The organism is Streptomyces albidoflavus, assembly GCF_000719955.1.
Lineage (GTDB): Bacteria > Actinomycetota > Actinomycetes > Streptomycetales > Streptomycetaceae > Streptomyces > Streptomyces albidoflavus.
Genome location: NZ_JOII01000003.1, coordinates 141,673 through 161,467 on the forward strand (window position 1 = coordinate 141,673; position 19,795 = coordinate 161,467).

Here is a 19,795-nt window from a genome sequence, read left to right on the forward strand (position 1 = left end):
GCCGCCGGTGGACGAGACCGTCCTGCGCGGCATCGTCCCGGGCGTCATCACCGTCCTCGTCCGCCGCGGAGCAGACTTCGCGGCGGCCGAGGACGCGGTGCAGGAAGCCCTGGCCGAGACCGTGCGGGAACGCCCCGGCGGGGAGGAGCCCGTACGGGACGCCAAGGGCTGGCTGATCACCGTGGCCTGGCGCAAGTTCCTCGACGCCACGCGCGCCGACTCCGCCCGCCGGGCGCGGGAGGAACGCGTCGAGGGACAGCCGGTGCCGGGCCCGGTGCCCGCCGCCGACGACTCCCTCCAGCTGTACTTCCTCTGCGCCCACCCCTCGCTGACCCCGGCGTCGGCGGTGGCGCTCACCCTGCGCGCCGTCGGCGGGCTGACCACCCGGCAGATCGCCGAGGCGTACCTGGTGCCCGAGGCGACCATGGCGCAGCGGATCAGCCGGGCCAAGCGCACGGTCGCGGGCGTACGCCTCGACCGGCCGGGGGAGGTGGCCACCGTGCTGCGCGTCCTCTACCTCGTCTTCAACGAGGGGTACTCGGGCGAGGTGGATCTCGTCGCCGAGGCGATCCGGCTGACCCGGCAGCTCGCGGCGCGGGTGGACCACCCGGAGGTGGCCGGGCTGCTCGCCCTGATGCTGCTCCACCATGCCCGGCGCCCCGCGCGGACCGCCCCCGACGGCAGCCTGGTGCCTCTGGCCGAGCAGGACCGGAGCCGCTGGGACACCGGGGCGATCGCCGAGGGCGTCCGGATTCTCCAGGCGGCCCTGGCACGTGACCGGCTCGGCGAGTACCAGGCCCAGGCCGCCATCGCCGCCCTGCACGCCGACGCGCCGAGGGCGGAGGAGACCGACTGGCCGCAGATCGTCGAGTGGTACGACGAACTGGCGCGGCTGACCGACAACCCTGTCGTCCGGCTCAACCGCGCGGTCGCCGTCGGGGAGGCCGACGGGCCGCGCGCCGGTCTGGCCGCCCTCGCGGAGGTGGACGAGTCGGTGCCCCGGCACACGGCGGTCGCCGCCCACCTCCACGAGCGCGACGGCGACCTGGCGAAGGCGGCCCGGCTCTACGCCGAGGCGGCCCACCAGGCGTCCGGCCTGGCCGAACGGGACCACCTGACGCGCCGGGCCGCCCGGCTCAACGCCCGCCTGCGGTGACGGGCGGCGTGCGGCTCAGCAGTTGGGGACGCCGGGGAGCTTGGCGTCCGGATGGCTGATGTAGATGTTGCTGATGAAGCCGTTCTGGTCGCGCAGCTTGCTCCACCAGTTGTTGGTGTAGCCCTCGGCGTTGACCGTGTCGCCCTGCTTCTGGCAGACCACGCGCACCGCCGTCGGCCCGGCGAGGGTGGTCACGACGGGCGCGTTGAGCCGGGCGTCGGCGCGGACGTTGACGCCCGAGCCCCAGGTGTTGAAGGGGGTCCCGCCACCGCCGCCGCACCCGTTGGTGCTGGTCAGGTGGGCCTGGTGGTAGCTGCCCGGGTAGGGGAGGCCCGCGCCGTCGATGACGATGTTCTGGCCGACGCCGTTGAGCAGCTGTTCGTAGTGGATGTGCGCGCCGGAGGAGTTGCCGGTGCTGCCGGTGGTGCCGATCTGCTGCCCCTGGGCGACGGAGGCGCCGCTCGGCACGGAGAAGGCGTTCAGGTGGAAGTAGTACGTCGTCCAGCCGCCGCCGTGGTCGATGGAGATGTAGTTGCCCGCACCGCTCGGCTGCGAGTGGCGGGTGGCGGTGCCCGCGGCGGAGGCGAGCACGGGGGCACCGGCGGTCGCGCCGCCGTCGGAGCGCACGAAGTCCAGCGCGCGCCGCACCTCGGCGGAGTGGTGGCTGTACGTCCAGCGCTGGCCGCAGGGGAAGGGCGCCTTGAAGCCGGGGGCGGCCGCCGCCGACGTGTCCTGGGCCGCGACGGGGCCGGCGGCCAGTCCGGTGCAGGCCAGCAGGGCGGCCGCGGCCAGTGCGGGAAGGCGTCTGAGGAACCTCACGAATGCTCCTTGGTGGGGGAGTCGGCCCGGACGGACGGCCGGGCCGGGGGCGCGGTGAGACGTCCGGAACGTAGCGAGTGCGCGAGCGGCTGACAAGCGTGCCGTGACCGGCGGGGAGAGGAGCGCAGGTCACTATGCTCGCGGGTACCGAAGCGAGCTTGGCGCGGAGAGCCGGGCGGAGAGCCTGAGGGTCTGGAAGATGCTGAGCCAAGTCACCGCCACCCGCTACGTGCAGCCGCTGACCACCGGCGGCTCGGTCCCCGGCGTCGTCGAGGCCGACGATCTGGGGACGTACGTCGTCAAGTTCACCGGGTCGGCGCAGGGACGCAAGGCGCTGGTGGCCGAGATCGTGGTGGGGGAGCTGGCGCGGCGGCTCGGCTTCCGGGTGCCGGAGCTGGTGCTGGTCGACTTCGACCCGGCGGTGGCGCGGGACGAGCCGCACCAGGAGGTGCAGGACCTGGTGCGGGCCAGTGCCGGGATCAACCTCGGCATGGACCTGCTGCCGGGAGCCGTCGACTTCCACCCCGGTGACCTGGCGGTGGACCCGGCGGAGGCCGGGCGGGTGGTGTGGCTGGACGCGCTGACGGCCAACGTCGACCGGACGGTGCACAGCACCAATCTGATGATCTGGCCGCCGGCCGGGACGCCGCGCTCACCCCGGCGGCTCTGGCTGATCGACCACGGGGCGGCGCTCGTCTTCCACCACCGGTGGGACAGCGCCGCCGGAGCGGTGACCAAGCGGTACGACTTCCGCCACCACGCCCTCGGCGGGTACGCCCCGCTGGTCGCCGAGGCCGACGCGGAACTGGCACCCCGGGTCACCCTCGACCTGCTGCGCGAGGTGACCGCGCTCGTCCCCGACGCCTGGCTGCGGGACGAGCCGGGCTTCTCCTCGCCGGACGCGCTGCGCGAGGCGTACGCCCATCAGCTCGCGGAGCGGGCGGCCGTCTCGGGGGAGTGGCTGCCGCTGGAGTTCCCCTCGGCCCGGCAACTCGCCGAGGCCGACGCCGAGCGGGCCGCGGCCACCCGCGCGGCCCGGCCCGCCTGGCTCCAGCACGTACCGGATCTGCACGGCAAGCCGGACGCGGCGCCGGACTGGTCGCGGCATCTGGGGTGAGGCGGCGCGGACGTGGCTGTGCCCCGGCGGTGGGCGCCGGGGCACAGGGTGGTGCGGGGGAGATCAGCCGACCAGCTGCTCGTAGGCGGGCAGCGTGAGGAAGTCGGCGTAGTCGTCGTCGAGGGAGACGGTCAGCAGCAGGTCGTGGGCCTGCTGCCAGCGGCCGGCGGTGAAGGCGTCCTCGCCGATCTCGGCGCGGATCGCGGCCAGTTCCCCGGCCGCCACCTCGCGGGCCAGCTCACGGGTGACCAGGACGGTGGCACCGTCGCGCTCCACCTCGACCCCGGCGTTGATCCACTGCCAGATCTGCGAGCGGGAGATCTCGGCGGTGGCCGCGTCCTCCATCAGGTTGAAGATGGCGACGGCGCCGAGGCCGCGCAGCCACGCCTCGATGTAGCGGATGCCGACCTGGACGGCGTTGCGCAGGCCGTCGAAGGTGGGCTCGGCGTCGAGCGAGTCGATGGCGATGAGGTCGCCGGCGGCCACCGAGACGTCCTCGCGGAGCCGGTCCTTCTGGTTCGGCTTCTCGCCGAGGACGGCGTCGAAGGACTCCAGCGCGATCGGCACCAGGTCGGGGTGGGCGACCCAGGAGCCGTCGAAGCCGTCCCGGGCCTCACGGTCCTTGTCGTCCTTGACCTTGGCGAACGCCACCTTGTTCACCTCGGCGTCGCGGCGCGAGGGGATGAACGCGGCCATGCCGCCGATGGCGTGCGCGCCGCGCTTGTGGCAGGTGCGGACGAGGAGTTCGGTGTAGGCGCGCATGAACGGCGCCGTCATCGTCACCGCGTTGCGGTCCGGCAGGACGAACTTGCGGCCGCCGTCACGGAAGTTCTTGACGATCGAGAAGAGGTAGTCCCAGCGGCCGGCGTTCAGCCCCGAGGCGTGCTCGCGCAGCTCGTAGAGGATCTCGTCCATCTCGTACGCGGCGGTGATGGTCTCGATGAGGACCGTGGCGCGGATCGTGCCGTGCGGGATGCCGACGTACTCCTGGGCGAAGGTGAAGACCTCGTTCCAGAGGCGGGCCTCCAGGTGCGACTCGGTCTTCGGCAGGTAGAAGTACGGGCCCTTGCCGAGGTCGATGAGGCGCTGGGCGTTGTGGAAGAAGTACAGGCCGAAGTCGACCAGGGCGCCGGGGAGCGGGGTGCCGTCGGCGGCGCGCAGGTGGCGCTCGTCCAGGTGCCAGCCGCGCGGGCGGACGACGGCGGTGGCCAGCTCCTCCTGCGGCCTCAGGGCGTAGGACTTGCCGGTGCGCTCGTCGGTGAAGTCGATGCGGCGCTCGTAGGCGTCGGTGAGGTTGAGCTGGCCCTGGATGACGTTCTCCCAGGTGGGAGCGGAGGCGTCCTCGAAGTCGGCGAGCCAGACGCGGGCGCCGGAGTTGAGGGCGTTGATCGTCATCTTGCGGTCGGTGGGGCCGGTGATCTCGACCCGGCGGTCGGTCAGCGCGGGCGGGGCCTCGGCGACGCGCCAGGAGTCGTCCTCGCGGACGGCGGCGGTCTCGGGGAGGAAGTCGAGGGTCGAGGTGCGGGCGATCTCGGCGCGGCGCTCGCCGCGGCGGGCCAGGAGCTCGTTCCGACGGGGGGTGAAGCGGTGGTGGAGCTCGCCGAGGAAGGCGAGCGCCTCGTCCGTGAGGACGTCCTCCTGGCGGGGGAGGGGCTCGGCGTCGATGGTGACCGGCGTCGCGGACGGGGACGCGGGTGCGGACATGACTGTCACTTCCTTCAGCGGGTGGGCCCCTGGCGGGGCCGGGTTCTCAGGCTGGGTCGGCACGGGGTGCCAGGGGGGAAATGGGGCTTTTGGTGGGCCGTCTTTCGTGCGGGTGGTTCTGATCAGTGGATACTAGTTTCCTCATGGTGGAAGTTCAATGGTCTGTTGATGTCGAGAATCTCCGGGTCGACAGAGGGTGGCGCTGAGTGCCATGGCGATGACTACAAGTGGTGGGCGGGGACGTTTGTGGGGTCCTCCTACCCGGAGGGGGTCCTTGGCCTCAAGCGCCGGCCGGGCTGTCGGTGGCCGGGGTGACGGCCGACACCCGTTCGCTCCTTCCCGCGGGCGCGGTGGGGTGGGGCGGGCGAGGGTGGAGGCGGATGTCCGAGTGGAGGAAGCGGAGAAAGGGGACCTGTGTCTGCCGGAGTGCTGGGGTCGCTGGAGGCGGGGCACACGTCGTCCTTGCGTCTGCGGGTCAACGGGGAGTGGTACGAGCTGAGTCTCGACAACCGGGTGGCCCTGCTGGACGTGCTGCGGGAGGGGCTCGGGCTGACCGGGTCCAAGAAGGGGTGCGACCACGGGCAGTGCGGGGCCTGCACCGTGCTGGTGGACGGGCGGCGGGTCAACAGCTGTCTGCTGCTCGCGGTGGCGCTCGACGGGGCGCGGGTCACCACGGTGGAGGGGCTCGGGGAGGGGGACGGGCTCCATCCGGTGCAGGAGGCGTTCCTCGACCGGGACGCCTTCCAGTGCGGGTACTGCACGCCCGGGCAGATCTGCTCGACCGTGGGCGTGCTGGAGGAGGCGGCGCAGGGGTACCCCTCGGCCGCCACCGACCCGGACCATCCGGCGGGGGAGCCGGTCCCGCTCACCGGGGACGAGATCCGCGAGCGGCTCAGCGGCAACCTCTGCCGCTGCGGGGCCTACCCGAACATCGTCGACGCCGTACGGGACCTGAGCTGATGCGGACCTTCACCTACGTCCGGGCCGCCGACGCCGCCGAGGCCGCCCGCGCCCACGGCGGCCGGGACGGCTCGCGGTACCTCGCGGGCGGGACCAACCTGGTCGACCTGATGAAGCAGGGGGTCGAGACCCCCGACACCCTGGTGGACATCACCCGGCTGCCGCTGGACACCGTGGCCGAGGAGGCCGACGGGGCGTTGCGGATCGGCGCACTGGTGCGCAACAGCGACCTCGCCGCCCACCCCGCCGTCCGCGTCCGGCACCCGGCCGTCAGCGAGGCGCTGCTCGCCGGAGCCTCCGGGCAGCTGCGCAACGCCGCGACCACCGGCGGCAACCTGCTCCAGCGGACCCGGTGCGTCTACTTCCAGGACCTCTCCATGCCCTGCAACAAGCGGGAGCCCGGCACCGGGTGCGCGGCCCGCGAAGGCGTCCACCGCGACCACGCGGTGCTCGGCCACTCGCCCGCCTGCGTCGCCACCCACCCCTCCGACCTGGCGGTCGCGCTGGCGGCGGCCGACGCCGAGGTGCAGACCACGGGGCCGGCGGGGGAACGCGTCATCCCGGTCGCCGAGTTCCACCGGCTGCCCGGTGAACTGCCCGAGCGGGACACGGTGCTGGAGCCCGGCGAGATCATCACCGCCGTACGGCTCCCCGCGCCCCTGGACGGCACCCGGTCCACCTACCGCAAGGTGCGCGACCGGGCCTCGTACGCCTTCGCGCTGGTCTCCGTCGCCGCCCAGCTCACCCAGCGCGGCGACGGCGCCGCCGAGCAGGTGCGGATCGCCTTCGGCGGACTCGCGCCCCGGCCGTGGCGGGCCCGGCGGGCCGAGACCGAGCTGACCGGGCAGGCGCTCACCGAGGAACGGGTGACCGCCGCGCTCGACGCGGAGCTGGCCGCCGCCGAGCCGCTGCGCGACAACGTCTTCAAGATCGGCCTCGCCCGCGACCTGGCCCGCACCGTCCTGCTCGGCCTGACCCGGCCGTAGCCCCACCCAGGGAGCCACTGAGATGACCGACACCACCTCGGAACTGGGGACGGGCGTTCCGCGCCGGGAAGGCCGGGACAAGGTCACCGGTGCCGCGCGGTACGCCGCCGAGTTCGCCCCGCCCGGCCGCCTCTACGCCTGGCCCGTGCCCGCCATCGTCGCCGCCGGGAGCGTCCGCTCGGTGGACGCCGCCGCCGCGCTCGCGCTGCCCGGCGTGGTCGACGTCCTCACCGCCCGGAACACCGCGCCCCGCGCCCCGGCCGACGACCCGACCCTCAACGTCCTCCAGGACGACGACGTCCCGCACCGGGGCTGGTTCGTCGCCCTCGTGGTGGCCGAGACCCTGGAGGCGGCCCGGGCCGGTGCCCAGGCCGTACGCGTCCACTACGACACCCGGCCGCACGACGTCACCCTCACCCGCGACCACCGGGAGCGGTATGTACCCGAGGAGGCCAACGGCGGCCACCCGGCGGTCCGCGAACGCGGCGACGCCCCCGGCGCCTTCGACGCCGCGCCGATCCGCGTCGACGCCGCCTACGACGTGCCGCCGCTGCACAACCACCCGATGGAGCCGCACGCCGCCACCGCCTCCTGGGAGGACGGCCACCTCACGGTGCACGACTCCAGCCAGGGCAGCACCGCCGTCCGCGCCGCCCTCGCCCAGATCTTCGGCCTGGCCGAGGACCGGATCACCGTCACCTCCGCCCACGTCGGCGGCGGCTTCGGCTCCAAGGGCACCCCGCGCCCGCACGTGGTCCTCGCCGCCCTCGCCGCCCGCCACACCGGACGCCCCGTCACCCTCGCCCTGCCCCGCCGCGACCTGCCCGCCGCCGTCGGCCACCGGGCGCCCACCCTGCACCGGGTGCGGCTCGGCGCCGACCCGGACGGCATTCTGCTCTCCGTCGAGCACACCGCGCTCACCCACACCTCCCGCATCAAGGAGTTCGTGGAGCAGGCCGCCGTCCCCGCCCGCGTCATGTACGGCTCGCCGCACAGCAGCACCGTCCACGAGGTCGTCCCCCTCGACGTGGCCAGCCCCTCCTGGATGCGCGCCCCCGGCGAGGCGCCCGGCATGTACGCCCTGGAGTCGGCGATGGACGAACTCGCCGAGCGGACCGGGCTGGACCCGGTCGAGCTGCGGGTGCTCAACGACCCGGCCGACGAGCCCGACAGCGGCCGTCCGTTCAGCAGCCGCCACCTGGTGGAGTGCCTGCGCGAGGGCGCCCGGCGCTTCGGCTGGGAGGAGCGCGACCCGCGCCCGGGGGTGCGCCGCGACGGGCCCCGTCTGACCGGCACCGGCGTAGCCGCCGCCACGTACCCGGTCCTGGTCTCGCCCTGCCGGGCCACCGCCACGGCGCTGCCCGGCGGCGACTACCTGGTCCGGGTCAACGCCACCGACATCGGCACCGGCGCCCGCACCGTCCTCGGCCAGATCGCCGCCGACGCCCTGGGCGCCCCCGGCGACCGCGTCCGCGTCGAGATCGGCGACAGCGACCTGCCCCCGGCGCCGCTGGCCGGCGGCTCCTCCGGGACCGCCTCCTGGGGCTGGGCCGTCCACGAGGCGTGCGCCACGCTGGCCGGGCGCCTCGCGGGGGACCCGGAGCTGCCGCCCGAGGGCCTCACCGCCGAGGCCGACACCGCCGAGGCGGTCGAGGCCGGATCACCGTACGCCCGCCACGCCTTCGGCGCCCACTTCGCCGAGGTGAGCGTCGACACCGACACCGGGGAGGTCCGGGTGGTGCGCGCCTACGGGCACTTCGCGGCCGGGCGCATCCTCAACGCCCGTACCGCCCGCTCCCAGTTCCTCGGCGGCATGGTGATGGGCATCGGCATGGCCCTCACCGAGCAGAGCACCCTGGACCCGGCCTTCGGCGGCTTCGCCGAACGCGACCTCGCCGCCTACCACGTGCCCGTCAGCGCCGACATCCCGGCGCCGCCCGCCATCGAGGCGGGCTGGCTCGACGAGGCCGACCCGCACCTCAACCCGGTCGGCGGCAAGGGCATCGGCGAGATCGGCATCGTCGGCATGGCGGCGGCCGTCGGCAACGCCGCCCATCACGCGACCGGGGTGCGGTTCCGCTCCCTCCCGCTGACCCCGGACAAGGTCCGGGCCGCCCTGGCCGGGGTGGTCTGAGCCGGGGCGCGCGGAGGCCGGTCAGGCGCCCCCCAGCCGCCACAGGTCCTCCGGCGTGTCGATGTCGTACGGCTCGGCGACGTCCCCGCACTCCACCAGCGTGAGGGCGTCCGCGCGGGCGCGCAGGTAGTCCCGCGCGCCCCGGTCGCCCTCCGCCCCGGCGGCGACATCGGCCCAGTGCGCCGACCCGAAGAGCACCGGGTGGCCGCGCCGCCCCGCGTACGCGGCCGCCGCCAGCGTGCCGGGTCCCCGGTGGGCCGCGCGCACCCGGGCGACGGCCGCCGCGCCGATGCCGGGCTGGTCGACCAGGCAGACCAGGGCGGCGCCCGTCCCGGTGCCGGCCAGCGAGGCGAGCCCGGCGCGCAGGGAGGAGCCCATGCCGGTCGCCCACTCCGGGTTCTCCACGGTGACGCAGCCGGGCAGCTCCGCGCGCTCCCGTACCGTCCGGGCCGACGCGCCCAGCACCACGTGCACCCGGGCGACGCCGGCCGCCCGGACCACCGCCACCGCGTGTTCCACCAGGGGCCGGCCGGCGTACTCCAGCAGCGCCTTCGGGCGGCCGCCCAGCCGTCGGCCGCCCCCGGCCGCCAGCACCACTCCGGTCACCTCGTCCTCGGACCTCTCCCCGGTCCCGCCGGGTGTCCGCGCTGTCGTCTCCACGCCTCCTGCATACCGCACCGGGGCCGGCGGGCGGGCCGGCGCGGAAGCGGAACCGGAGGTGCCGAAAGGGCGGCAACGGTGCCAACAGCGGCCAATTCGCCCCGCCCGCTGGCGCGTCGGGCCCCGGCTGGCGTTTACTGAACGGTCCCGGTGCGCCTGACCACCGCGCCAGGGAGCAGAACCATCACACAGGCACGGCGTACGACGGTGTGCGCAGGGGAGGGGCCGTGTTGCGCAGTACGGGCAGTATGGACAGGGGACAGCAGGACCGGCAGGTGGTGGCTGCCTGCCAGGACCCGAGGACCGAGGAACTGCGCGGTGCCACCGCGCAGTTGCGCAGGCGGCTGACGGCCCACCGGGCGGAGTTCCCGGACCGGGCGGTCGCCGAGGACGAGCTGGCGGCCATCGGGGCGATGGCCCGTGAGGGCGCCCCGGACCAGGGGCGGCTGCGCCGCTCGCTGCTCCTGGTCGCCGCCTCGCTCGGCTCGGTGAGCGCCTTCGCCGCGGAGCTGGCGCGGCTGCGCGCCGCCGTCGAGCTCTTCGGCACGGGGGCCGGCGGCTGAGCCGGGTCAGCCGGGCTGGCCGGAGGCGGCCAGTTCGGCGGAGAGCTCCGCCGCCACCTGCTGGAGCACCGGCACGATGGTGGCGACGGCCTCCTCGGTGACGCGCCCCGCCGGGCCCGAGATCGAGAGGGCGGCAGCTGTGGGGGAGTCGGGGACGGGTACGGCCAGACAGCGGACCCCGACCTCCTGCTCGTTGTCGTCGACCGCGTAGCCGAGCCGTCTGACCTCGTCCAGGGCGCCGAGGAAGGCGTCCGGCGTGGTCAGCGTCTTCGGGGTGGCGGCCGGCATGCCGGTGCGGGCCAGCAGCGCGCGCACCTCCTCCGGCGGGGTCCCGGCCAGCAGGGCCTTGCCGACGCCGGTGGAGTGCGGCAGCACCCGGCGGCCGACCTCGGTGAACATCCGCATCGAGTGCTTGGAGGGCACCTGGGCCACGTAGACCACCTCGTCCCCGTCGAGCAGGGCCATGTTGGCGGTCTCGCCGGTCGCCTCGACCAGGCGGGCCAGGTGCGGCCGGGCCCAGGTGCCGAGCAGGCGGGAGGCGGACTCGCCGAGGCGGATCAGGCGGGGGCCGAGCGCGTAGCGGCGGTTGGGCTGCTGGCGTACGTAGCCGCAGGCGACGAGGGTGCGCATCAGGCGGTGGATGGTCGGCAGCGGCAGGCCGCTGCTGGCCGAGAGTTCGCTCAGGCCGACCTCGCCGCCCGCGTCCGCCATCCGCTCCAGCAGGTCGAAGGCGCGTTCCAGGGACTGCACGCCGCCGGACGGCCGGGCGGCCGCGCTCTCGGCGGAGGCGTCGGGGGTGCGGGACGTCGGCACGTCGCGTTCCTTTCGGAGCAGGCGGGCAAGGCAGCAGCCTACCCGGCGGGCGGTTCCCGCCTCCGGGACGGCCTGTACGCCGGGCCTTCATCTTCTGTTATTCGGAATAGTAATTTCGCAAAATGAAAACGTCCAGCGTATGCGGGTGCCTCTTGACGAGGGTGGAGCAGGGCGGCAAAACTCCTTCAACAGATCGTTGAAGGAGTGCGTGCAGGCGCGGTCGGCATGTACGCGGGAAACAGGAGAGGGGCCGGGGTGCCGGAACTGGAACGGGTACTGCGTTCGACACGGGTCATCACTCCCAGCGGGACACGGGCCGCCCAGGTCACCGTGGCCGGCGGGAAGATCGTGGGCGTCCTGCCGCACGACGCGCCGCTGCCCGCCGGGGTGCCCGTCGAGGAACTGGGGGACGCGGCCCTGCTGCCGGGGCTCGTCGACACCCACGTGCACGTCAACGACCCCGGGCGCACCGACTGGGAAGGGTTCTGGAGCGCCACCCGGGCCGCCGCGGCGGGGGGCATCACCACCCTGGTCGACATGCCGCTCAACTCGCTGCCGCCCACCACCACCCCGGCCCACCTCAAGGTCAAGCAGGACACCGCCCGGCCGCAGGCCCACGTGGACGTCGGCTTCTGGGGCGGCGCGCTCCCCGACAACACCAAGGAGCTGCGTCCGCTGCACGACGCGGGCGTCTTCGGCTTCAAGTGCTTCCTCTCGCCGTCCGGCGTGGACGAGTTCCCGCCGCTCGACCAGGACCAGCTCGCCGTCGCCCTCGCCGAGATCGCCGGGTTCGACGGGCTGCTCATCGTGCACGCCGAGGACCCGCACGCCCTCGACGGCGCCCCGCAGCGCCCCGGCCCGCAGTACGCCGACTTCCTCGCCTCCCGGCCCGGCGAGGCCGAGAACCAGGCGATCGAGAACCTCATCGGGCAGGCCGCGCGGCTCGGCGCCCGCGTCCACGTGCTGCACCTCTCCGCCGCCTCGGCGCTCCCGGCCATCGCCGCCGCCCGCCGCGACGGGGTCCGGATCACCGTCGAGTCCTGCCCGCACTTCCTCACCCTCACCGCCGAGGAGGTCCCGGACGGCGCCACCGAGTTCAAGTGCTGCCCGCCCATCCGTGAGGCGGCCAACCAGGACGTGCTGTGGGCCGCCCTGGCCGACGGCACCATCGACTGCGTCGTCTCCGACCACTCCCCGTCCACCGCCGACCTGAAGACCGGTGACTTCGCCACCGCCTGGGGCGGCATCTCCTCGCTCCAGCTCGGCCTCCCGGCCATCTGGACCGAGGCGCGGCGGCGCGGCCACACCCTGGACGACGTGGTCCGCTGGATGTCCGAGGCGCCCTCCCGCCTCGCCGGGCTCACCGCCAAGGGGGCCATCGCCCCGGGCAAGGACGCGGACTTCACCGTCCTCGACCCGGAGGAGACCTTCACCGTCGACCCCGCCGCCCTCCAGCACCGCAACCGGGTCACCGCCTACGCCGGGAAGACCCTGCACGGCGTGGTCCGCTCCACCTGGCTGCGCGGCCGGCGCATCCTGCACGAAGGTGAGTACACCGAGCCCTCCGGCTCCCTGCTGGAGCGGAACTGACGGCGCGGCACACCCGCGCCGAAGGCAGCCCCACCCCCTGCTCAGGGGGTGGGGCCGCCGCCGTCCGCGCCGGGGGCGCACCACCGGCGGCCCCGGGCGGCGCATCCGGCCCGTTCGTTAACAGCCGGAAAATTAACGGTCGTTGACCTTGACGAGCCCCTGTCTACGCGCGTCATCCTTATGCGCATGCGAATCCCCCCACGCTTCGCCACAGCCACCGCCCTCGCCGCCGCCCTGCTGCTCGGCGGCTCCGCCGCGGCCCAGGCCGTCCCGGCACAGGCCCCCACCGCCCACAGCCTCCGGGCCGCCGTCGCCGTGCAGGCGGTCGGTGACATCTGCTACTCCGCCCTCCCGGCGCAGGCCCACGACACCCTCGACCTCATCGACGCGGGCGGGCCCTTCCCGTACCCGCAGGACGGCACCGTCTTCCAGAACCGCGAGGGGCTGCTGCCCTCGCAGTCCACCGGCTACTACCACGAGTACACGGTCAAGACCCCCGGCTCCAGCGACCGCGGCGCCCGCCGCATCGTCACCGGCTCGGGTGCCGACGAGGACTACTACACCGCCGACCACTACGCCTCGTTCGACCTGGTCGACCACGGCTGCTGACCCGTCCGACTCCGGCCCTGCGCCTCCCCGCGAGGGCCGGCCCCACGGGCCGGCGGTGCCCCACACACCGCCGGCCCGGAGCGTACCCACGGCGGACGCCCCCTACTTGGGGCGGCTCTCCGCCAGCGCGAACAGTGCCAGCGCCAGGACGAGGGCTGCGATGCTCGCGTACACCTCGTAGCCGTCCAGGAAGCCGACGCGGGAGATCAGGCCCACGTCGAAGCGGTCGGTGAACTCGGTGACCAGTCCCATGGCGCCCTGAAGGAGCAACAGGAAACCGGCGACTTCCAGGGTTTTCCTCATGCCGCGATCCTCGCCCCGCGGACCCCCCACCCACATCGGCCGCGGGGCGGGGTCGCACCCCTCTCCGGTAGGTCACCGGCGGGGGCGACCCCCTTCCAAAGTCGACACCGCGCCGACGACGGTCCACGGACGGCCCGGACGGCCCGCGTTCCGGCCCGACGATGCGTAGATTTGCCGACCATGGGCATCCGCGCCGACCACCACCGCACCCCTCCCGCCCCCGGGCCCGGGGGGAGGCCCGCCCGGCGCGGGCCGCGTGACTGGGCGGCGGACTTCGCCTGCTTCGCGGTCGCCGTGGTGATCGGCCTGACCGGCCTGGACGTCCTGCGGCAGCATCCCGGGCTCCCCGCCGGGGTCGCCGTCGCCGACCAGGTCGTGGGGGCGCTCGCCTGCGCGGCGGTCTGGGTGCGGCGCCGGTACCCGCTCGGCTTCGCCGTCGCCACCGCCGTGGTCGCCGTCGTCGCGCAGACCGCCGGGGGCGCCGCCGTCGTCGCCCTCTTCACCCTCGCCGTCCACCGGCCCTTCCGGCAGGTCGCCTGGGTCGCCGCCTTCTCGCTGGCGACGGCGCCGCTCACGTTCTGGCTCTATCCCGACCCCACCCTCAACATGCTCGCCGCCGTCGTCTTCGCCGCCGTGCTGCTCTCCGCCACCGTCGGCTGGGGCATGTACGTCCGCTCCCGCCGCCTGCTCCTGGAGAGCCTGCGCGAACGGGCCCGGCGCGCCGAGGCCGAGGCCGAGCTGCGGGCCGCGCAGGCCCAGCGGCTCGCCCGGGAGGCCATCGCCCGCGAGATGCACGACGTCCTGGCCCACCGCCTCACCCTGCTCAGCGTGCACGCCGGGGCACTGGAGTTCCGTCCCGACGCCCCCACCGCCGAGATCGCCCGCGCCGCCGGGGTGATCCGGGACAGCGCCCACGACGCCCTGCAGGACCTCCGCGCCATCATCGGCGTACTGCGCACCGGCGACGACACCGACGGCGCCCGCCCGCAGCCCACCCTGGACGCCCTCGGCGATCTCCTCGACGAGGCCCGCGAGGGCGGCACCCCGCTCACCCTCGACCGGCGCGTCACCGACCCCGCCGAGGTACCGCCCGCCCTCGGCCGCACCGTCTACCGGATCGTCCAGGAGTGCCTGACCAACGCCCGCAAACACGCCCCCGGCGCCCCCGTCACCGTCACCCTCACCGGCGGCCCCGGTGAGGGACTGAGCGTCGAGGTGGCCAACTCCGCCCCCGCCGGGCCCGTCCCGCCCGTACCCGGTTCCGGGCAGGGCCTCATCGGGCTCACCGAACGCGCCGCCCTGGCCGGAGGCCGCCTCACCCACGGACCCCGCCCGGAGGGCGGCTTCCGGGTCACCGCCTGGCTACCGTGGGCGCCATGAGCGACACGACCGAGATCACGGTGCTCCTCGTCGACGACGACCCGCTGCTGCGGGCCGGCCTCTCCTTCATGCTGGGCGGCGCCGGGGACCTCCGCGTCGTCGGCGAGGCGGGCGACGGCCGGGAGGTGCCCGCCCTGGTCGAACGGCTCCGGCCGGACGTGGTGCTGATGGACATCCGGATGCCGCACGTCGACGGCCTCACCGCCACCGAACGGCTCCGCGCCCTGCCGGACGCCCCCGAGGTCGTCCTGCTCACCACCTTCCACGCCGACGAGCAGGTCCTGCGGGCCCTGCGCGCCGGGGCGGCCGGCTTCGTCCTCAAGGACACCCCGCCCGGCGAGATCGTCGCCGCCGTCCGCCGCGTCGCCGCCGGGGACCCGGTCCTCTCCCCGGCCGTCACCCGGCAGCTCATCGGCCAGGTCGCCGAGGACGGGGCGCACACCCGCCGCGCCCGCGCCCGCGAACGCCTCGCCACCCTGGCGCCCCGCGAACGCGAGGTGGCCCTCGCCGTCGGACGCGGCGCCTCCAACGCCGAGATCGCCGCCGAGCTGTACCTCAGCGTCGCCACCGTCAAGGCCCACGTCTCCCGCGTCCTGGCCCGCCTCGGCCTCAACAACCGCGTCCAGATCGCCCTGCTCACCCACGACGCCGGTCACCCGGCGGCCCCGCCACCGGACGGCCCCGCCACGCCGGGCCGCTGAGCCCGCTCCGCGGGCCGGGGTGCGGCCTTCCGCCCGGCTCAGGGCGCTGGGAGTGCGCGATCCGGACACCGCCTCGACACTTCGGATGCGGAAGAGTCCTTCTCGCCGTGACGACGTGATCTTGAGGAGCTGAAGATGGCCGGGAATCCTGATGCGGCGCACCCCCGGGTGGTGGACCGCTCCACCTTCGAGCAGCACCTGGAGAGGCTCCGGATGAGGGAGAAGGCCCATACCCGCGAAGGCGACGCGATCGCCGCCGCGCGCCGGAGGCTGCCGATGGTGGAGGTGGCCGGGGACAGCCCGATTCTCGGGCCAAACGGCCCCACCACTCTTCTGGACGCCTTCGAGGGCAGGCGCCAGCTCATCGCGTACTACTTCATGTGGTGGCCCGGCCGGCCCGCTGCCGACCAGTGCGAAGGCTGCACGTGGGTGGTGAGCCAGGTGGGTGAACTGGCCTACCTGCATTCCCGCGACATCACCTTCGCGGTCTTCTCGCAGGGGCGTAACACCGCCTACGGCTTCGCGGACGCCCAGGAGTCGTACGAGGAGAGCGTGAAGTATCGGGACTTCATGGGCTGGTCCGTGCCGTGGTACTCCGCCCAGCCCGCGCTCGGCTCACTCCTCGTCGGACGCGAGCCCGGGCTGTTCCACCTCGTGTGCTACCTGCGCGAGGGCGACCGGGTGTTCGAGACGTACTGGACCAAGCGACGCGGCGCCGAAGTCGTGGACCACAGCTACGCCCTCATGGACCTCACGGCCTTCGGACGCCAGGAGGCATGGGAGGACTCACCCGCCCACTGGCCACGCCTGACCCAGGCCACCCGCACGCTGAGCGGCGCCCCCGACTGGACCCCCCTGGAGCAGCCCTCCGGCGGACGCCCCACCGCACAGTGGCCACGCCTCGACGCCCACCACTGCGACGACCTCGGCACGTCCCCCTCCGGCCCGGCCCGGCCGGGCGAGCCAGGGCACTGCCACTGACGATCGGCGCGGGCGGTCGCCCGACCTGCCGCGAAAGCGGGCCGCGAGGGGACGCCTTCGCAGGAGACGCGCCGGGACCCCCTGGGCGCGCGCCGCCAACCCGCTTCCTGCGTAGGGTGGTTGAGCTGGTGAAGTGCCAGGAGGTACCTGACGCGGCGCCGGCCCGAAGGGGGAACCATGACCGACGTCGTCGACCTCGCCGCCTACGGTGAGAGGTTCACCGCCGACCCGTACCCGGTCTACGCCGAACTCCGTGAACGCGGGCCCGTCCACCGCGTCCGCCTGCCCAGGGCGGACGGGCCCGTCGAGGCGTGGCTGGTCGTCGGCTACGAGGAGGCCCGCGAGGCCCTCGCCGATCCGCGCCTGTCCAAGGACCCGACCACCCTGGGCATCACGATCCCCGAGGGCGAACTCATCGGCCGCCACATGCTCGTCGCCGACCCGCCCGAGCACACCCGGCTGCGGCGGCTCGTCGCCCGCGAGTTCACCGCCCGCCGGGTGCAGGCGCTCGCCCCGCTCGTGCAGCGGATCACCGACGAACTCCTCGACGCCATGGTGCCGCTCGGGCGCGCCGACCTCGTGCAGTCCTTCGCCTTCCCGCTGCCGCTCACCGTCATCAGCGAACTCCTCGGCGTCCCCGTCGCCGACCGGGCCGCCTTCCGCCGCATGTCCGGCGAGGTCGTCGCCCCCTCCGGAAAGGTCCCGCCCGAGGCCAACCTCGCCGAACTCGGCACCTTCCTCGACGCGCTGATCGAGGAGAAGCGCCGCTCGGGGACGACCGGCGACCTCGTCGGCGACCTCATCCGCACCGCCGACGACGAGGGCGACCAGCTCAGCTCCAGCGAACTGCGCGCCATGGCCTACCTGCTGCTCATCGCCGGCCACGAGACCACCGTCAACCTCATCGCCAGCGGCGTCCACACCCTGCTCCGCCACCCCGACCAGCTCGCCGCCCTGCGCGCCGACCCCACCCTGACCGAGGGCGCCGTCGAGGAGATCCTGCGGTACGAGGGGCCCATCGAGACGGCCACCTGGCGGCACACCGCCGAAGAGGTGGAGTTCGGCGGCGTCCGCATGGGCAAGAACGAGCCCGTCCTGGTCAGCCTCGCCTCGGCCGGCCACGACCCGGCCCGCTTCCCCGACCCCGAGCGCTTCGACATCCGCCGCCGGACCCAGGGACACCTCGCCTTCGGCCACGGCCTGCACTTCTGCCTGGGCGCGCCGCTCGCCCGCCTGGAGGGCCGGATCGCCCTCACCTCCCTGCTGGCGCGCTGCCCGGAACTGGCCGCCGACGGCGAACCCTCCGGCTGGGCACCCGGGCTGCTCATCCGCGGCGTACAGGACCTGCCCCTGCGCTGGTGAGGCACCGGGCCCCGGCACGCGCCGGGGCCCGTGACCCGGCTCAGCCGCCCGGGATCTCCGCCAGCGGCACCGGCCGCCGCTCCCGCCGGGACACCTCGCACGCCTCGGCGATCCTGAGGGCCGCCAGCGCCTCGCGGCCGTCGCAGGGGTTGGCCAGTTCGCCCCGGGCCACCGCGAGGAAGGCGTCCAGCTCCGCCGCGTACGCCGGGGCGAACCGCTCCAGGAAGCCGGGCCACGGGTCCTGCGGAGCCGCCGGACCGCCCGGCTCCGCCGAGGTCAGCGGCGCCCGGGCGTCCAGCCCCACCGTCAGCTGGCCCGCCTCGCCCGCCAGCTCCATGCGCACGTCGTACCCGGCGCCGTTGCACCGCGTCGCGGTCGCCGTCACCAGGGTGCCGTCCTCCAGGGTGAGCAGGGCCGCCGCGGTGTCCACGTCGCCCGCCTCCCGGAACATCGCGGGACCCGCGTCCGACCCCGTCGCGTACACCTCGGTGACCTCGCGCCCCGTCACCCAGCGGACCATGTCGAAGTCGTGGACCAGGCAGTCGCGGAACAGGCCGCCGGAGAGCGGGACGTAGGCGGGCGGCGGGGGAGCGGGGTCCGAGGAGAGGGCGCGGACGGTGTGCAGGCGGCCGAGCGCGCCCGAGCGGACCGCGCGCCTGGCCGCCGCGTAACCGGCGTCGAAGCGCCGCTGGAAGCCGAGTTGGAGGAGCGTGCCCGCCGCCTCCACCTCCGCGAGCGCCGCCAGCGTCCCCGGCAGGTCCACCGCGACGGGCTTCTCGCAGAAGACCGGCAGTCCGGCCCGCGCGGCGCGGGCGATCAGCGGGGCGTGCGCCGCCGTCGCCGCCGTCACCACCAGCGCCTCGGGTCCCGCAGCGAAGAGCGCGTCCACGTCGGCGGCCGTCTCGGCCCCGGTACGGGCGGCCAGCGCCGCCGCCCGCTCCGGGTCCGCGTCCGCCACCACCAACGACGACACCTTCGGATGTGCCGCGAGCGTCCGGGCGTGGGCCGAGCCGATCCGGCCGGTTCCGGCGAGTGCGATCCTCATGGACCCAACGTGCAGGGCCCCACCGGTCCCGTCAACCGGTTGTCCGGACAACCGGACCGCACACCTTCCCGCCCCGGCCACCCACCCTCTACGCTCGCCTGCGTGCCCCCGACCGACCACGACCCCACCGCCTCCCTCCACCTGCGCGTCGACCGCGGCAGCCCCGTCCCCCTCTACCACCAGCTCGCCCAGCAGCTGGAGGCCGCCGTCACCTCGGGCGCCCTCGTCCCCGGCACCCTCCTCGGCAACGAGATCGGCCTCGCCCGGCGCCTGGGCCTGTCCCGGCCCACCGTCCGCCAGGCCATCCAGTCCCTGGTCGACGCGGGACTGCTGGTCCGGCGCCGGGGGGTCGGCACCCAGGTTCTGCACGCCCCGCTGCGCCGCCCGCTGGAACTGAGCAGCCTCCACGACGACCTGGAGGCGGCCGGGCTGCGCCCCACCACCCGCGTCCTGCGCTGCGTCACCGAGACCGCGAGCCCCGAGACGGCGGCTGCCCTCCAGCTCGCCGAGGGCGCCGAGGTGGTCCGCCTGGAGCGGCTTCGGCTCAGCCACGGCGAACCGCTGGCCCGCCTCACCAACCACCTCCCGGCCGGCTTGCTCGACCTCGCCCCCGACCGGCTCGCCGGCAGCGGCCTGTACGGACTGCTCCGCGAGGCGGGCGTCACCCTGCACAGCGCCCACCAGTCGGTCGGCGCCCGCGCGGCCACCGCCGAGGAGGCCGGACTGCTCGGCGAGGCGCCCGGCGCCCCGCTGCTGACCATGCGCCGCCTCAGCCGCGACCACACCGGACGCGCCGTCGAACTGGGCAGCCACGTCTACCGGGCCACCCGCCACTCCTTCGACTTCCAGCTGCTGGCCCGCCGCTGAGACGGGCGCCCGGAGCCCGTACGGGAACGGTCGTACAACGAACCG

19 protein-coding genes are annotated in these 19,795 nt (G+C 74.8%); 13 read left to right on the forward strand and 6 right to left on the reverse strand.

What is annotated here, in order from left to right; translation table 11 throughout:
• The first annotated feature begins 7 nt into the window (after positions 1-7).
• Positions 8-1,156, forward strand: a complete 1,149-nt coding sequence (locus tag IF45_RS0104015) for an RNA polymerase sigma factor (protein ID WP_030305514.1) — start codon at positions 8-10, stop codon at positions 1,154-1,156.
• A 15-nt stretch (positions 1,157-1,171) separates the two neighbouring features.
• Here the strand turns inward: IF45_RS0104015 and IF45_RS0104020 are convergent, their stop codons facing one another.
• The gene (locus tag IF45_RS0104020; RefSeq protein WP_018895658.1) at positions 1,172-1,975 is read right to left on the reverse strand and encodes a peptidoglycan DD-metalloendopeptidase family protein; all 804 of its coding nucleotides are present in this window, start codon (positions 1,973-1,975) and stop codon (positions 1,172-1,174) included.
• A gap of 199 nt (positions 1,976-2,174) precedes the next feature.
• On the opposite strand from IF45_RS0104020, the gene IF45_RS0104025 reads away from it, so the two are divergent.
• Positions 2,175-3,092, forward strand: a complete 918-nt coding sequence (locus IF45_RS0104025) for a HipA family kinase (protein WP_003951735.1) — start codon at positions 2,175-2,177, stop codon at positions 3,090-3,092.
• A gap of 63 nt (positions 3,093-3,155) precedes the next feature.
• Here the strand turns inward: IF45_RS0104025 and aceB are convergent, their stop codons facing one another.
• Positions 3,156-4,796 (reverse strand): malate synthase A, encoded by a 1,641-nt coding sequence (gene aceB / locus IF45_RS0104030; RefSeq protein WP_030305515.1) that lies wholly within the window; start codon positions 4,794-4,796, stop codon positions 3,156-3,158.
• A 414-nt stretch (positions 4,797-5,210) separates the two neighbouring features.
• On the opposite strand from aceB, the gene IF45_RS0104035 reads away from it, so the two are divergent.
• Genes IF45_RS0104035 through IF45_RS0104045 form a run of 3 tightly spaced genes read left to right on the forward strand, consistent with a single transcriptional unit; the run spans position 5,211 to position 8,876 of the window.
• Complete coding sequence (locus tag IF45_RS0104035; protein WP_051720665.1) at positions 5,211-5,756, forward strand: 2Fe-2S iron-sulfur cluster-binding protein; 546 nt, start codon at positions 5,211-5,213, stop codon at positions 5,754-5,756.
• Positions 5,756-6,742, forward strand: a complete 987-nt coding sequence (locus tag IF45_RS0104040) for an FAD binding domain-containing protein (RefSeq protein WP_030305518.1) — start codon at positions 5,756-5,758, stop codon at positions 6,740-6,742. The genes IF45_RS0104035 and IF45_RS0104040 overlap by 1 nt, the downstream gene beginning before the upstream one ends.
• A 22-nt stretch (positions 6,743-6,764) precedes the next feature.
• Complete coding sequence (locus IF45_RS0104045) at positions 6,765-8,876, forward strand: xanthine dehydrogenase family protein molybdopterin-binding subunit (protein ID WP_030305520.1); 2,112 nt, start codon at positions 6,765-6,767, stop codon at positions 8,874-8,876.
• A gap of 21 nt (positions 8,877-8,897) precedes the next feature.
• Here the strand turns inward: IF45_RS0104045 and IF45_RS0104050 are convergent, their stop codons facing one another.
• Complete coding sequence (locus tag IF45_RS0104050) at positions 8,898-9,473, reverse strand: nucleotidyltransferase family protein (protein WP_030305522.1); 576 nt, start codon at positions 9,471-9,473, stop codon at positions 8,898-8,900.
• A 311-nt stretch (positions 9,474-9,784) separates the two neighbouring features.
• Here IF45_RS0104050 and IF45_RS0104055 point away from each other — a divergent pair, with 311 nt between their 5' ends.
• The gene (locus IF45_RS0104055; RefSeq protein WP_030305524.1) at positions 9,785-10,099 is read left to right on the forward strand and encodes a DUF5955 family protein; all 315 of its coding nucleotides are present in this window, start codon (positions 9,785-9,787) and stop codon (positions 10,097-10,099) included.
• 6 nt (positions 10,100-10,105) lie between these two features.
• On the opposite strand, the gene IF45_RS0104060 is transcribed toward IF45_RS0104055, so the two are convergent.
• The gene (locus IF45_RS0104060) at positions 10,106-10,912 is read right to left on the reverse strand and encodes an IclR family transcriptional regulator (RefSeq protein ID WP_003951782.1); all 807 of its coding nucleotides are present in this window, start codon (positions 10,910-10,912) and stop codon (positions 10,106-10,108) included.
• Between the two features lie 225 nt (positions 10,913-11,137).
• Between IF45_RS0104060 and allB the strand changes: the two genes are divergently transcribed.
• Complete coding sequence (gene allB, locus IF45_RS0104065) at positions 11,138-12,502, forward strand: allantoinase AllB (RefSeq protein WP_050777423.1); 1,365 nt, start codon at positions 11,138-11,140, stop codon at positions 12,500-12,502.
• 180 nt (positions 12,503-12,682) lie between these two features.
• Positions 12,683-13,111, forward strand: coding sequence for a guanyl-specific ribonuclease (locus tag IF45_RS0104070; RefSeq protein WP_015506839.1), 429 nt, complete (start codon positions 12,683-12,685; stop codon positions 13,109-13,111).
• 102 nt (positions 13,112-13,213) lie between these two features.
• Here the strand turns inward: IF45_RS0104070 and IF45_RS0104075 are convergent, their stop codons facing one another.
• On the reverse strand, positions 13,214-13,414 hold the full coding sequence (locus IF45_RS0104075; RefSeq protein ID WP_008413058.1) for a hypothetical protein: 201 nt from the start codon (positions 13,412-13,414) through the stop codon (positions 13,214-13,216).
• Between the two features lie 180 nt (positions 13,415-13,594).
• Here IF45_RS0104075 and IF45_RS0104080 point away from each other — a divergent pair, with 180 nt between their 5' ends.
• The 4 genes from IF45_RS0104080 to IF45_RS0104095 all read left to right on the forward strand — a co-directional run bounded on the left by IF45_RS0104080 (position 13,595) and on the right by IF45_RS0104095 (position 17,838).
• Positions 13,595-14,794: a sensor histidine kinase gene (locus tag IF45_RS0104080; RefSeq protein ID WP_003951786.1), complete on the forward strand. Its 1,200-nt coding sequence runs from the start codon at positions 13,595-13,597 to the stop codon at positions 14,792-14,794.
• Positions 14,791-15,495, forward strand: coding sequence for a response regulator (locus IF45_RS0104085; RefSeq protein WP_003951787.1), 705 nt, complete (start codon positions 14,791-14,793; stop codon positions 15,493-15,495). The genes IF45_RS0104080 and IF45_RS0104085 overlap by 4 nt, the downstream gene beginning before the upstream one ends.
• Positions 15,496-15,630: 135 nt before the next feature.
• Positions 15,631-16,476, forward strand: coding sequence for a DUF899 family protein (locus IF45_RS0104090; protein WP_003951788.1), 846 nt, complete (start codon positions 15,631-15,633; stop codon positions 16,474-16,476).
• Positions 16,477-16,653: 177 nt separating this feature from the next.
• Complete coding sequence (locus tag IF45_RS0104095; RefSeq protein ID WP_008413051.1) at positions 16,654-17,838, forward strand: cytochrome P450 family protein; 1,185 nt, start codon at positions 16,654-16,656, stop codon at positions 17,836-17,838.
• 40 nt (positions 17,839-17,878) lie between these two features.
• Here the strand turns inward: IF45_RS0104095 and IF45_RS0104100 are convergent, their stop codons facing one another.
• A complete protein-coding gene (locus IF45_RS0104100) occupies positions 17,879-18,883 on the reverse strand; it encodes a Gfo/Idh/MocA family protein (RefSeq protein ID WP_003951790.1) in 1,005 nt (334 codons plus the stop codon).
• A gap of 102 nt (positions 18,884-18,985) precedes the next feature.
• Between IF45_RS0104100 and IF45_RS0104105 the strand changes: the two genes are divergently transcribed.
• Positions 18,986-19,750, forward strand: coding sequence for a GntR family transcriptional regulator (locus tag IF45_RS0104105; protein ID WP_030305527.1), 765 nt, complete (start codon positions 18,986-18,988; stop codon positions 19,748-19,750).
• Positions 19,751-19,795: the final 45 nt, after the last annotated feature.

What these genes read in the sequence shown, in the direction of transcription:
- IF45_RS0104025 (WP_003951735.1), top strand. Translation starts at nt 2,175, where the DNA reads ATGCTGAGCCAAGTCACCGCCACCCGCTACGTGCAGCCGCTGACCACC.
- aceB (WP_030305515.1), bottom strand. Translation starts at nt 4,796, where the DNA reads ATGTCCGCACCCGCGTCCCCGTCCGCGACGCCGGTCACCATCGACGCC.
- IF45_RS0104040 (WP_030305518.1), top strand. Translation starts at nt 5,756, where the DNA reads ATGCGGACCTTCACCTACGTCCGGGCCGCCGACGCCGCCGAGGCCGCC.
- IF45_RS0104045 (WP_030305520.1), top strand. Translation starts at nt 6,765, where the DNA reads ATGACCGACACCACCTCGGAACTGGGGACGGGCGTTCCGCGCCGGGAA.
- IF45_RS0104055 (WP_030305524.1), top strand. Translation starts at nt 9,785, where the DNA reads ATGGACAGGGGACAGCAGGACCGGCAGGTGGTGGCTGCCTGCCAGGAC.
- allB (WP_050777423.1), top strand. Translation starts at nt 11,138, where the DNA reads ATGTACGCGGGAAACAGGAGAGGGGCCGGGGTGCCGGAACTGGAACGG.
- IF45_RS0104070 (WP_015506839.1), top strand. Translation starts at nt 12,683, where the DNA reads ATGCGCATGCGAATCCCCCCACGCTTCGCCACAGCCACCGCCCTCGCC.
- IF45_RS0104075 (WP_008413058.1), bottom strand. Translation starts at nt 13,414, where the DNA reads ATGAGGAAAACCCTGGAAGTCGCCGGTTTCCTGTTGCTCCTTCAGGGC.
- IF45_RS0104080 (WP_003951786.1), top strand. Translation starts at nt 13,595, where the DNA reads ATGGGCATCCGCGCCGACCACCACCGCACCCCTCCCGCCCCCGGGCCC.
- IF45_RS0104085 (WP_003951787.1), top strand. Translation starts at nt 14,791, where the DNA reads ATGAGCGACACGACCGAGATCACGGTGCTCCTCGTCGACGACGACCCG.
- IF45_RS0104090 (WP_003951788.1), top strand. Translation starts at nt 15,631, where the DNA reads ATGGCCGGGAATCCTGATGCGGCGCACCCCCGGGTGGTGGACCGCTCC.
- IF45_RS0104095 (WP_008413051.1), top strand. Translation starts at nt 16,654, where the DNA reads ATGACCGACGTCGTCGACCTCGCCGCCTACGGTGAGAGGTTCACCGCC.
- IF45_RS0104100 (WP_003951790.1), bottom strand. Translation starts at nt 18,883, where the DNA reads ATGAGGATCGCACTCGCCGGAACCGGCCGGATCGGCTCGGCCCACGCC.